The 12,721-nt window shown below is 45.4% G+C and carries 9 protein-coding genes and 1 pseudogene; 1 reads left to right on the plus strand and 9 read right to left on the minus strand.

Going from position 1 to position 12,721, the window contains the following annotated elements:
- Nucleotides 1–59: 59 nt before the first annotated feature.
- The 7 genes from ACMXYU_RS09765 to ACMXYU_RS09795 form a co-directional block, all read right to left on the minus strand.
- Nucleotides 60–956 carry a helix-turn-helix transcriptional regulator gene (locus ACMXYU_RS09765; protein WP_415898499.1) on the minus strand — a complete coding sequence of 299 codons (897 nt, stop codon included), beginning with the start codon at nucleotides 954–956 and terminating at the stop codon, nucleotides 60–62.
- Between the two features lie 150 nt (nucleotides 957–1,106).
- Entirely contained in the window at nucleotides 1,107–2,063 is a 957-nt protein-coding gene (locus ACMXYU_RS09770; RefSeq protein ID WP_415898500.1) for an alpha/beta hydrolase, read from the minus strand.
- A gap of 315 nt (nucleotides 2,064–2,378) precedes the next feature.
- The gene (locus ACMXYU_RS09775; RefSeq protein ID WP_415898501.1) at nucleotides 2,379–2,735 is read right to left on the minus strand and encodes a hypothetical protein; all 357 of its coding nucleotides are present in this window, start codon (nucleotides 2,733–2,735) and stop codon (nucleotides 2,379–2,381) included.
- A 50-nt stretch (nucleotides 2,736–2,785) separates the two neighbouring features.
- A complete protein-coding gene (locus ACMXYU_RS09780) occupies nucleotides 2,786–3,766 on the minus strand; it encodes an alcohol dehydrogenase catalytic domain-containing protein (RefSeq protein WP_415898502.1) in 981 nt (326 codons plus the stop codon).
- Nucleotides 3,767–3,768: 2 nt separating this feature from the next.
- Nucleotides 3,769–5,241 (minus strand): TolC family protein, encoded by a 1,473-nt coding sequence (locus tag ACMXYU_RS09785; protein WP_415898503.1) that lies wholly within the window; start codon nucleotides 5,239–5,241, stop codon nucleotides 3,769–3,771.
- Nucleotides 5,234–8,419: an efflux RND transporter permease subunit gene (locus ACMXYU_RS09790; RefSeq protein WP_415898504.1), complete on the minus strand. Its 3,186-nt coding sequence runs from the start codon at nucleotides 8,417–8,419 to the stop codon at nucleotides 5,234–5,236. Before ACMXYU_RS09790 ends, ACMXYU_RS09785 begins: the two co-directional genes overlap by 8 nt.
- Nucleotides 8,420–8,429: 10 nt before the next feature.
- Nucleotides 8,430–9,587, minus strand: coding sequence for an efflux RND transporter periplasmic adaptor subunit (locus ACMXYU_RS09795; RefSeq protein WP_415898505.1), 1,158 nt, complete (start codon nucleotides 9,585–9,587; stop codon nucleotides 8,430–8,432).
- A gap of 193 nt (nucleotides 9,588–9,780) precedes the next feature.
- Here ACMXYU_RS09795 and ACMXYU_RS09800 point away from each other — a divergent pair, with 193 nt between their 5' ends.
- Nucleotides 9,781–10,686 (plus strand): LysR family transcriptional regulator, encoded by a 906-nt coding sequence (locus tag ACMXYU_RS09800; RefSeq protein WP_415898506.1) that lies wholly within the window; start codon nucleotides 9,781–9,783, stop codon nucleotides 10,684–10,686.
- Between the two features lie 12 nt (nucleotides 10,687–10,698).
- Here the strand turns inward: ACMXYU_RS09800 and ACMXYU_RS09805 are convergent.
- A pseudogene (locus ACMXYU_RS09805) lies at nucleotides 10,699–10,791 on the minus strand (YebC/PmpR family DNA-binding transcriptional regulator); the annotation flags it as partial.
- 114 nt (nucleotides 10,792–10,905) lie between these two features.
- Nucleotides 10,906–12,666, minus strand: a complete 1,761-nt coding sequence (gene aspS, locus ACMXYU_RS09810; protein WP_415898507.1) for an aspartate--tRNA ligase — start codon at nucleotides 12,664–12,666, stop codon at nucleotides 10,906–10,908.
- Nucleotides 12,667–12,721: the final 55 nt, after the last annotated feature.

Below are 12,721 nucleotides of genomic sequence, written 5' to 3' on the forward strand. Positions count from 1 at the left end.
TCACCTAGAAAATTAGCTACCAAAAAAGCCGAGATCCTTAAAAAGAGCTCGGCTTTTTATTAGACTTCGCGGTACTTGCCAGGCGTCGTTCCAAAACGCTTTTTAAACGCTCGAGTAAAATGCGATTGGTCATTAAAACCCAAATCTAAAGCCAACGACATAATGTTTGCATGGCCGGATAGCAACATGGTTTTCGCTCTATCTAAGCGTCTATTTAAAAGATGCTGATAAGGCGTCTCTCCCACCATTTTTTTAAACTCACGCAGGAAATAGAACTTACTGCATCCGACCTCTTCCGCCAGATCATCAACCGTTATCTGACGATCAAGGTGCTTATCGATGAATTGATTGACGATCTCTAACTCCCTGTCACAGAACTTAGAATTTAGCGCCCTATCTTGCTCAGAGTCTGCAAAGTCAGAATAGTTATTGAGGTAATGAACAGAGAGCATTGAGATAAGGCTAACGAGATACTCTTTGCCATTTTTGCCACCGTTTTCCACTTCCATTAAAAACAGTTCGATCATCCCTTTCAGGACATTATCGTGAACATTGTAGTTTTTAAGAAAGCCGATCGACTTTCCTGCAACATGCAATGGGCAGTGCTTGAGCAAAGTGGCTTGTTCGATCGCCAGAATCACGAAGTAACAGGGGTCATCGATTTTGTGAGTGAAAGGCGTATTCGGAGGATTGATCCATACATCGCCCGGAACCGTCACTAAGTGCGACATACCCTCTGGCATTTCCGCTTCCCAATGCAAGTCCTCTTCAAGTGCTAAAGCGAAGTAGAAATAAGGTGTACTCACTTCCGTAGGATAGAAATGCGGAGATGTGCCTTTTTCCAACACCACCCCCTTCCAGTTCAGATCTTTACTAGAAAGCTGTATATCAAGAACATCGCCACAATCTGATGGTTGGCCTGACTTATGATCAATAAACTTTAAAAGTGACTTCATAATGCTCTATTTCTAACTACATTTTTCGGATCTAAGTTCTCAGAGTATATGCCAGACAATTAGTTTCAGTCGCTTTATCGGTCTATCTAACAGAACTATGCCCTCAGATGAGGGCATTTCTAACCTTTAAGTTATCTATCTCAAGATTCTTTAAAGGCTGTTATCAAAGTGCCTTACTATCTCTGTGACGGCTTTTCCTACAATTTCAGGTTGATCATAAAAATCAAATTGAGAAACACCATCGAACCAAACAGAATCAACATTCTCGTTGGCATTAGCCAAATACTGATGCGTGCCGGCAGGAAGCGCCATAGATTCTGATGCAACCATCAAAACAGGCTGATCCAAATGAGCAGCACTTTGCTGCGCATCGTAGTTGAGCCATCCATCCCATGAAGCAACATTAAATTGATTATCGTATTCAGGAATTAGGCCTCGATCAGATTCTGTATAGTAAGGAGTCTGATACATCAGTGCGCTCTCATTGCTTAAGCTAGCTGCTTCGATATAGATCTGTTCAGCACTGTTTTGAGCCTCTTTGGCAGCAGCAATTAAACTACTAACACTTTCTTCTCCGCCATAGATTTCGGTCGCCATTTTTTTATCATCTAACCAAGGAGCAACGACAGCGACGCTTTTCAGGTGCTTATTACCGACTGCCGCATCCAGCATATAGCCAGACGAAGCACACACACCCAAACCTGATATGTGGCTGTTATCAATCAGATCCAATTCAGATACAGCATCAATCACTGCTCTAATGTCTTCAGTCTTTCGCTTGGGATCCTCGAGAAAACGAATTTCATTTGGCGAATGACCCCAACCTCTGAAATCAAAGGTTACCGCTGCATAGCCTTGATCAGCTAATGCTTGGGCATAAACGGCAGGCATCTGTTCTTTAACCGTAGTCCAAGCGCCTGTGACAATCACAACAGGCGGATTCTCGATACCTGCAGGTAGATATAAATTGGCTGCCAACGGGCCTACAGGTGTATCTAATTTAATTGTCTGCATAGTCATATCATTCATCGCTCTTGTGGAGTTGTTATTACCGGCCCAAGTAACCAGCGGTAAAATTCCTAGTACAAAAAAGAGAAGACGTTTCATCTTAAGTAGCTCCTATTTTTCAACTAACTTAGAAGTAGTTTAAAAGGAGAACGTAGATCGAACTTGCAGATTACTGCTCGGATATTTGTAAATTATTGCTTGACGCTTTTGCGTATAATTGCGGCTAATGGAATGCCAATAGAAAGATAGACTCGATTAATTTGGCTCTGTTAACTTTGCTTCCAAAGAGTCAATTTTCAACATATCCCCCAGCCTAACGACCTTCACTTTTTGATTAACCATCAAATCGTAACTCTCGCCAGAATATGTAGCGGCGCGCCAATTAACTTTGTAAGCAACAGACCACCCTTCCTATTAGTTCCCTTCGACTTTTAAGTCGGTCAGTTGGTGACTATTCCACTGAATATTATCTGTTACGCCCTTATACCAGTGTAAAAAGTCATCATGGGAATTAACCGTGTAATCGGGGTAAATCAAACGAGCACTCGGTGAAATACGGTTCAGAAAATAGCCAGCTTCACGCTGATGATCAAAGGCTGCAAACCATTGGTAGATAAAACCAATAACATCATTTTGACTGGGCTCGTAACGAGCCTTAGCGTCATAACCTGTACTCAAGTTATTTACTGAAGTAGCTTTATCAGACGCATAAGCAACATTGCCCATGAAGGCTAGCGCCAGCACAAAACCTAATATATTTTTTGTATTCATTTTGAACCTTAAAAAGAAGCTGCTTGAAAGCTACAATCGTTTTGCTTTAGTCAAAACGCCATTACGAGCTTACCCACCGTACGTTGCTGCAGCATCTGATCTAAATGTGCAGCAACATCGTCAAATTCGACTTTCTGAATTGAAGGTAAAGTAATAGCACCCGACGCCACTAGCTCAGTAAAAGATAGGCCTGCACAGATCATTTTCTGCTTCGCCGCCTCTCCATTTCTATGGCCTGATCCTAAGCTTAATTGATGAAAGCTAAGTCCTTTAATGAAAGCATCTTGATACTGCTCTGGACGAAGTGTGCGCACTAACTCAACCATTTCACCTTCAAATTTGAGCAGATTGGCTACCAAAATGTCATTGTCCCCACCAACAGCATCTAATCCTTTTGAAACACCCAAGCCGTGCGTGATTTGCATCACCTCCTCAATGACATCACTGTTTTTATAATCGACGACATGTGTTGCCCCGAGGTTATAAAGATAGTCATGATTAGGAGCAGAGGCTGTAGTAATGATCTGCTTAGCGCCAATATGATTGGCTATCTGAATGGCGTAGCTGCCAACACCACCAGCACCGCCGGCGATAAAGAGAGAGTCTTGATGGGTTAAGTCGAGTTTATCAACTAGTGCTCGCCATGCAGTCCATCCAGCACAGGGAATAGCAGCGGCTTGGATGGCCTCTAAATCTGGATGCTTGATGACTGTTGATGCACTCTGGACAGAATACTCTGTAAAACCGCCATGAGGTTTAAGCATATCCCCATGGCATAGCACCTTATCGCCTACACTGAAGTCATTAACAGCGTCCCCTACTTCAACAATCTCACCTGCGATATCTAATCCAGGGACCCAATGCTCTGCGCTTGCTGGAATCATGGATTTCCAAAGGCGAATCTTGGCATCAACCGGATTAAGGCCACAAGCAGACACTTTGATTAATATCTCGCCATCACTCGGACGTGGAACAGGTATATCTTTGTAAATAAAGGAGTCGCTATTTTTATCAAATGTAAGCGCTTTCAAATTTAGCCCTCTTTAACTAATGAAGCCTGCTTTTCTATACCAGCCTGATCTAGCTGGTATAACCAACTCCCAGCAAATGCACGATATAGATCCGCGTAGGATGAGCTCCACTCAATCTTTGCAATGATCTGAGCATCTTCCGCAGCGAGTAATTCTCTTTGCGCATCGAGATAATCCACGTAAGGAATCGCGCCCTCTTCATAACGAACCTTTGCTTGATTTTCTGCTTTTTGAGCAAAAAAGTGGCGCTCATTTAGATAAGCCATTCTCTGATTACGTGCGTTCCATGTCTTAATGGATTGATCGGCGTTGTTTAACACTAAAAGCAACTGCTTTTCATATTCTGCCAACACCGCTTGTTCTTCTAAGTGAGATGCCTGCAGATTAGCTCTTAGCGCACTCAGATTGAGTATTGACCATTGCAGCCTTGGTGTAATACTCAAGTTAGCTTCACCTTGATCCAACTGTAACGAGCCAGCACTAAGCCATCCGACTAAACCACTAATACTGATATCCGGATACAAAGCAGCTTTTGCCTGATCGGACAGCGCTGCAGCTTGCAGAACATTTGTACGGGATTGCAGTAACTCTGGATTATCCAAAATCGATTGCTGAGGGTTAGCAAAAACAAGCGCCAACGATTGGCTATCCGGCAAGATAAAAGCTGAATAAGCTATCGCTAATTCAGGTACAGTTTCACCTACTAGAGTCGCTAGACTACTGCGGTATTGAGCCGCTTGCTCGGCAATCAGTGGACGCTTCGCTTCAAATTCATAGCGTAAAACTTTGGCACGATAGAGCTCCAAGGGGGTCGCAAAACCCTCTTTAACTCGAGTATCGAGGGTTGCAACGGTCTGGTTGATCGAAGCCAGTTGCTGTTCAAGTACCACAAGTTGAGCTTGGGCACCGGCTAAGCGGGTATAGGTTTCAACAACTGCGGTAATAATTTCGGCTATTACTTGATCGTTAGCGTAAGCCTGCCGCTGGAGATTTGCCTCAACTGCTCGAATAGATGCTTCAATTCTGCCAAAGAGATCTAGATTCCAACTCGCCTCTATCCCAATACGCCCTTGGCGACTGGTAACTTTTTCACCATTACGAATAAGCTGTGCCTGTTGCTCATTCAGATCAGTGTACAAACCACCTTGCGGACGCTGTTGATCCTCCTGCAATCGTAAACGTGCAGCCGCTGCTTCCACTCTTAGTCGGGTCGCACGAAGATCGCGATTGTTTTCCAGTGCTGTCGCAACTAATTGATCGAGTTCCTGACTTGCAAACGCCTGCCACCAGCGAGCATTGTGCTCAATACTATCGGTCATTGTTGGTAGTTGCGAAGTGACCGCATAACGGACCTCTTCAGCGATCTGAGTAATCTCAGGTTGCGTGATGGTTTGCATGCACCCTTGCAGTAACACAACCATAGAGATCACTGACAGAACAGGTGACTTTTTATTCGGTTTTAAGCGCTTAAGCATTGATCTGCTCCTTCTCATTTTCAGGCAGCGCTTTCTGCTCTGATGTTTTGCCTCGTTCAAGTGCAGACATAGCCATATAGAATACTGGCGTAAACAGAAGTCCGAACAACGTAACACCGATCATGCCAAAGAACACCGCAACACCCATGGCATGTCTCATCTCTGCACCTGCCCCTGTTGCCATAACCAATGGGATTACACCTGCAGTAAAGGCAATAGAGGTCATCAGGATAGGACGCAGTCGTAAGCGGCATGCATCGAGAATGGCATCAAACCTCGATGCACCGGTATTTCGTCTGTCTCTAGCAAACTCCACCATCAAGATTGCGTTCTTGGTGGCTAATGCTACCAACACAATGAGCGCTATTCTGGTGAAGATATTGTTATCACCATCGGTAATCCACACACCAAAGAGCGCAGATAAAATGGCCATTGGAACGATCAGAATAATCGCTAGCGGTAAGCTCAAGCTTTCGTATTGAGCTGCAAGCACCATAAAGACCAGCAGCACGACTAGCGGGAAGATATAAATCATGGTGTTGCCAGCTAATATTTGCTGATAAGTCACCTCAGTCCATTCAAATTCAAGGCCGTCGTCGAGTTCCTGATTAAGGATTTTTTCAATAGCAAGGCGCGCTTGATCAGAGCTATAGCCTGGCGCTGGGCTACCATTGAGTTCGGCACTTGGATAACCGTTATAGTGCATCACGCGGTCTGGACCAATCGTAGGTTCAACTGACAATAACGCGCCTAGAGGAATCATTTGCCCACTGGCATTACGTACTTCCAGACGCAGAATCTGTTCTGGGTCGACACGGTATTGAGCTTCAGCTTGCGCATTTACCTGATAGGTTTTGCCAAACATATTAAAGTCATTGATATAAAGAGAGCCTAGGTAGATCTGTAATGTTTCAAAAACCTGATCTAGAGAAACGCCCTGAATCATCGCCTGCTCACGATCCACTTCGATATCCATTTGTGGAACCTGAATACGGAAACTAGAGAACAAACCGGTTAATGCAGGGTCTTGTTGCGCTACATTGATGACCTTTTGTAAGTTAGCAAACAGGGTTTCAAAACCGTGGTTAGCGCGGTCTTCAATCTGAAGTTTGAAACCACCGGTAGTACCTAGACCAAGGATCGGCGGCGGTGGAAATACCACAACAAAGGCTTCGTCGATAACCCCAAATTTAGCGTTAAGCTGCCCAGCAATAGCATTAGCTGATAGCTCTGGCGTGTCGCGTTGGTCAAAATCATCCAAGGTCGCAAAGACAATGCCGCTATTGGAACTGTTGGTAAATCCATTCACGGACAAGCCTGGGAACGAGACCGTCTGCTTTACGCCTGGAGTATCCAGCGCGAGCATCTCCATCTCTCGAATCACCTCTTCGGTACGATCAAGGCTTGCAGCATCAGGTAATTGCGCAACAGCAATCAGATACTGTTTATCCTGCTGTGGAATAAAGCCACCCGGTACCTGATCAAACAAACTGATCGTTCCGCCAATCAAGCCCAGATAGAGAACACCCACCGCGATCCCAAAACGGATCAAGCGTTTCACCGAATATTCGTAAAACTGACCACCACGCTCAAAGACACGGTTAAAAGGCTTAAACAACCAACGGCCAAATAGCTTATCCATTACACGTGTCAGCATATCGGGTTCTGAACCATGCGCCTTAAGCAAGATTGCGCATAATGCTGGTGACAATGTTAAAGAGTTAAACGCAGAGATCAGCGTTGAGATTGTGATTGTCAGTGCAAATTGCTTATAGAACTGCCCGCTTAGGCCCTCGATAAACGCAGTTGGAATAAATACAGCACAGAGCACCAAAGCAATCGCAATGATCGGGCCTGTAACTTCTGTCATCGCCTGCTTTGTAGCTTCAAACGGCGATAAGCCTTCACCTATATTTCGCTCAACGTTTTCGACAACAACGATAGCGTCATCAACCACAATACCTATCGCTAGAACTAGACCAAACAAGGACAGAGTATTGATCGAAACCCCAAGCATCTGCATTACCGCGAAGGTACCAATCAACGAAACTGGAACTGCGATTAGCGGGATGATGGATGCCCTCCATGTCTGTAGGAAGAGAATAACGACAATCACCACCAGCAGAACAGCCTCGATCAAGGTATCAATTACCGCCTCAATAGAACCTCGTACAAATACCGTTGGATCGTATGCAATTCGATGCTCCACACCCTGCGGGAACTTCTCAGAGAGTGAATCCATGGTTTCACGTACCTGATTAGAAAGCTCGATGGCATTGGCATCAGGACGTTGGAAAATAGGAATAGCTACAGCCGTTTTGCCATTTAACATGGCACGCAGAGCATATGAGTCTTCACCTAACTCGATACGCGCAATATCTCTTAAGCGCGTAATTTCGCCGTTTTCGCCCACTTGCACCACGATGTTGCCAAACTCTTCGGGTGTTTGCAGACGGCCTTTCAGGTTAAGTAACACTTGGAACTGGCTGTCATTCGCCACCGGCTGAGCGCCTAAGCTACCTGCGGCTACTTGTTTGTTCTGCGATCTTACTGCAGCAACGACATCACCTGGTGTCAGGTTACGTGAAGACAACGCATCTGGATTAAGCCACAGGCGCATAGAATATTTGCCGCCACCAAACAGCTGAACCTGACCGACACCTGGCAGACGTGCCAGTTGGTCTTTAACGTAGATATCCGCATAGTTAGACAGATAACTGATCTCACGGCTACCATCGGTCGATAGCAAATGCACAACCATCGTCAGGCTTGGTGAAGATTTCTGCGCGACTACACCCAAACGCTGAACATCCTGCGGTAGACGCGGTAATGCACTCGTTACGCGGTTTTGCACTTGTACCTGAGCACGATCTAGATCGGTACCTAGTGCAAAAGTGATTGTCAGGGTCATACGGCCATCCGTTGTCGCCTGAGAGAACATGTACAACATATCCTCTAAACCATTCATCTCCTGTTCTAATGGCGATGCAACGGTTTCAGCAATCACTTGAGGGTTTGCACCCGGATAGTTGGCAGTGACCACTACCGTGGGTGGTATTACGCTTGGATATTCACTCACCGGTAGCTTAAATAGGGAGATCGCCCCAGCCACCAGAATGAGCAGTGACAGCATCGATGCAAAGATCGGTCTGCTGATGAAGAAATGGCTAAAATTCATCGGTTATACCTTACTTTGCTGGATTAAGCTCATTCGCTGCGACAGTGACTGCAGGCGATGTTTGGGAAGCGATGGTTACAGTACGAGGAGACACAGGCATACCTGGGCCCACACGTGCCGGACCATTGACTGCAATGATATCTTCAGGGGTAAGACCTTCTTCAATAATGCGCAGCTCACCAATGCGTCCACCTAGAGTGACTGAACGATACTCCAATGTGTTTTCGGCATTGATAGTAAGCACGAAACGATTTTTCAGATCGGTTCCAACAGCGCGGTCCGGAATCATAATGCGATCAAGTGCTGCTGTTGCTGATAGTGTGACACGCGCAAATGCACCTGGGCGTAACGAAGGCTGACCATCTGTTTTGAACACAGCACGAATACGCAAAGTACCTGTGCGGCTATCAACTTGGTTATCGATAAAGTCGATAACACCTGCAAACTGTGTTGTATCTAGACCAGTTAATTTTAGTGACGCAGGCGTATTTGATTGCGCTGTCACCGAAGTAAACACATTGTTCCAAGTACGCTCATCAACCGCGATATAAGCGTAGAGTTCATCAGTAGCTACGAGAGATGTCAGCACACTGTTGCCCGCTTGAACGTTATTACCTGGAGTAATGAAAGCGCTTGAGATCGAACCACTGATCGGTGCTTTTACCTCAGTAAATTCTAAGTTTAATCTTGCTGCCTCTAGAGCAGCTTCTACAGAAGCTAATTCAGAACGGCGTTGGCTTGCTAAGAACAATCTGGATTCAGCTTGTTCAGCGGAGATCGCATTGCGAGATTTAAGACGCTTGGCACGCGTTGCTTCAGATTGAGCTTGTCTCAGTGCAGTCTTCGCACTGCTTAGCTGAGCTTCCAAGCGCTTAACTTCTGCAGCAAATGGACGGGGATCGATTTTAAAAAGCAGATCACCCTTCTCTACTCGACTTCCTTCAGTGAACTGAACTGCTTCGATCACACCACTAACACGAGGACGAATCTCCACCTGCTGTGGTGATTCCAATCGGCTAGTGAAGGTATGCTGAGGCGTGTAAGGCTGATAAAGAACTTGTGCTACATCGACCGGTTGCGCAGGCATGGCAGACAGTTGCTTCTCGTCTGCTTCAAGAGAACATCCGCTTATCAACATAATAAGCGCCAAAGATAGTATTCGTTTCATCGCAAGCCTCTCGCAACCAATCCTCGCAGACCTAATGCCCTGTCGAGTCAATCTCTTTATTAGATACCTGTGCCAAAACAGGCATATCTGGGTGGAAGCGAAGTGTACTTAAGCGATTATTGTTTGATTAGACCCTCTTTATCTAAATGTTTGTTAGACTCTAACTAACACTTATTTCAGATTCGGAAATAATATGAACAGCTCCCTCTATAATCAACTCTCCATTTTCTTCACTATTGTTAAAGAAGGCGGCGTGAGGCCTGCTGCCAGAAAATTGGAATTAGCCCCTCCTTCGGTAAGCCAAGCACTGAAACAGCTGGAAAATTATCTAGGGCTGCCATTAATCAACCGTACAACAAGACAGATGGAGCTGACTGATGCTGGCGCACAGCTTTATGACAGAGCCTTACCCCTCGCTTCTGAACTCAGTGAAACAGTTGAATATGTAAAAGGTCTAAACCAAGTCCCCTCTGGCAAACTAAAAATTACCTTGCCGATGTTCACGTTTAACCACATGCTCAAACCGATCTATGCGGAGTTTTGTCGCCAGTATCCCGAAATTGATCTGGAGATCTCTATATCTGATGCAACCGTGAATATTATTAAAGAGGGAATCGACGCAGGTATTCGAGGCGCTCATAAGGTCGAAGAAGGCATGGTTTCAATCAACCTGACTCCGCCATTAAAGCAATGGATCGTCGCCTCTCCTGAATATCTGGAACAACACGGTGAACCACTCACACCTGAAGACCTGTGCAAACACAAATTTATCCGCTATCGCTATATTTCAGCGAACAACCTTGCACCACTTAACTTAATCGAAAACGGCGAACAAATTTCGGTAAACGTCGATAACGCGATGATTGTTAATAATCCAGAACTGATGATAGATGCCGCTGAGAAAGGGTTAGGTATAAGCGGCGTTTTAGCGCCTTTAGCTAAAAAATCAGTCGAAGAAGGTAAGCTGGTCACACTGTTAGATGATTACCAATTCAGCTACCCTAGCCTGCATCTATATTTTCCACAGCACAGCCAAAAAGCAAGAAGAATCAGGGTATTAGTAGATTTCCTAAAAGAGCATTCACTGAAAGAGTGGTAAACCGAAGACATGCTCTCGAATAAGCTTGGTAAAGATCTTGCCGCGCTTTGCATCCTGAGCAGCTGTACGGTGTTTGATATTGGCCCATTTAGAGTGACCTGCCATAACGCCTACTCCTTTTCGATATTATTTTTGTCCAATATAAACAAAAAAAGCCGCCCGAAGGCAGCTTTTTAGTTTTAACCGAGTCCTAGCTTGAACTAGGACAACGTGATGCTATTAAGGCGTTTTACGCAGCTTAATGTTCAATTCACGTAGCTGTGCAGCACTTACTTCACCCGGCGCTTCAGTCATCATACAAGATGCACTTTGCGTTTTAGGGAAAGCGATAACTTCACGGATTGAATCTGTACCCGTCATCAGCATGATCAAACGATCTAGACCAAACGCCAAACCACCGTGCGGAGGCGCACCGTACTGTAGCGCGTTTAGTAGGAAGCCAAACTTATCGTCAGCTTCTTCATCAGAGATACCTAGAATCTCCAGCACTGTAGCCTGCATTGCCTGATCGTGGATACGAACAGAACCACCACCAAGCTCACAACCGTTAAGTACCATGTCGTATGCACGAGATAGCGCTTCTAGCGGGTTCGCTTTTAGCTCTTCTGGAGAACAGCTTGGCGCAGTAAATGGGTGGTGAAGTGCTGTAAGGCCACCATCTGTTTCTTCGAACATTGGGAAATCAACAACCCATAGAGGTGCCCATTCACACTCAGCCATCTCAAGATCTTCACCCACTTTGATACGTAGTGCACCCAGCGCTTCAGAAACAACCTTAGCTTTGTCAGCACCAAAGAATACGATGTCGCCGTTTTCAACGCCTAGACGATCCATGATCGACATAGTCACTTCATCACCTAGGAACTTGATGATTGGAGACTGTAGGCCGTTAACGCCGTTTTCGATTTCATTAACTTTGATCCAAGCAAGACCTTTAGCACCATAGATACTTACAAACTTAGTGTAATCATCGATGTTCTTACGAGTCAGTTTAGCGCCACCAGGAACTTTAAGTGCAGTTACGCGGCACTTAGGATCGTTTGCTGGGCCTGCGAATACTTTAAATTCGATATCCGCCATTAGATCAGCAACATCAACCAACTCCATTGGGTAACGAAGATCAGGCTTATCAGAACCGTAACGCTGCATTGCTTCTGAGTAAGGCATGCGTGGGAAATCACCCAGATCTACACCTTTAAGCTCTAGGAACAACTTGCGGATCATAGTTTCAGTCAGACCCATGATACCTTCTTCGTCCATGAACGAAGTTTCGATATCGATCTGAGTAAATTCTGGCTGACGGTCAGCACGCAAATCCTCATCACGGAAACATTTAGCGATCTGGTAGTAACGGTCAAAACCAGAAACCATCAACAACTGTTTAAATAGCTGAGGAGACTGTGGCAGCGCAAAGAACTGACCTTCATGAACACGGCTCGGTACCAAGTAGTCACGCGCACCTTCAGGTGTAGCACGGTTTAGAATCGGCGTTTCGATATCTAGGAAGCCGTTATCATCTAGGTAGTTACGAATCGCATTAGATACTTTTGAACGGAAACGTAGCTTTTCCTGCATCTCTGGACGACGTAGGTCGATGTAACGGTTACGAAGACGAACATCTTCACCAACGTTTTGGTGCTCATCCAACTGGAACGGAGGTGTCTCAGACTTGTTAAGGATAACAAGTTCTTTACCTAGCACTTCGATCTCACCAGTAGGCATTTCAGAGTTGATCGTACCTTCTGGACGACCACGAACAGTACCTTTGATCTCAACTACGAATTCATTACGGCAGCTATCTGCTAGCGCGAAGCTCTCTTCACGATCTGGATCAAATACAACCTGTGCCAGACCTTCACGGTCACGCACGTCTAGGAAGATAACACCACCGTGGTCACGACGACGATGAACCCAACCACAAAGGGTAATGTCTTCGCCGATATGCTCTTTTCTGAGATCGCCGCAATAATGACTGCGCATAATTTACTGTTCCTGTTAACTGTCTCGGTTTGGTTTTCACCAAACGGTCAATGAA

Source organism: Neptuniibacter sp. QD48_11 (assembly GCF_047778095.1).
Taxonomy (GTDB): domain Bacteria; phylum Pseudomonadota; class Gammaproteobacteria; order Pseudomonadales; family Balneatricaceae; genus Neptuniibacter.

Excerpts from the sequence above, each read along its gene's own strand:
- ACMXYU_RS09775 (WP_415898501.1), bottom strand. The coding sequence starts at position 2,735 with ATGAATACAAAAAATATATTAGGTTTTGTGCTGGCGCTAGCCTTCATG.
- ACMXYU_RS09800 (WP_415898506.1), top strand. The coding sequence starts at position 9,781 with ATGAACAGCTCCCTCTATAATCAACTCTCCATTTTCTTCACTATTGTT.
- ACMXYU_RS09765 (WP_415898499.1), bottom strand. The coding sequence starts at position 956 with ATGAAGTCACTTTTAAAGTTTATTGATCATAAGTCAGGCCAACCATCA.
- ACMXYU_RS09785 (WP_415898503.1), bottom strand. The coding sequence starts at position 5,241 with ATGCTTAAGCGCTTAAAACCGAATAAAAAGTCACCTGTTCTGTCAGTG.
- ACMXYU_RS09795 (WP_415898505.1), bottom strand. The coding sequence starts at position 9,587 with ATGAAACGAATACTATCTTTGGCGCTTATTATGTTGATAAGCGGATGT.
- ACMXYU_RS09770 (WP_415898500.1), bottom strand. The coding sequence starts at position 2,063 with ATGAAACGTCTTCTCTTTTTTGTACTAGGAATTTTACCGCTGGTTACT.
- aspS (WP_415898507.1), bottom strand. The coding sequence starts at position 12,666 with ATGCGCAGTCATTATTGCGGCGATCTCAGAAAAGAGCATATCGGCGAA.
- ACMXYU_RS09790 (WP_415898504.1), bottom strand. The coding sequence starts at position 8,419 with ATGAATTTTAGCCATTTCTTCATCAGCAGACCGATCTTTGCATCGATG.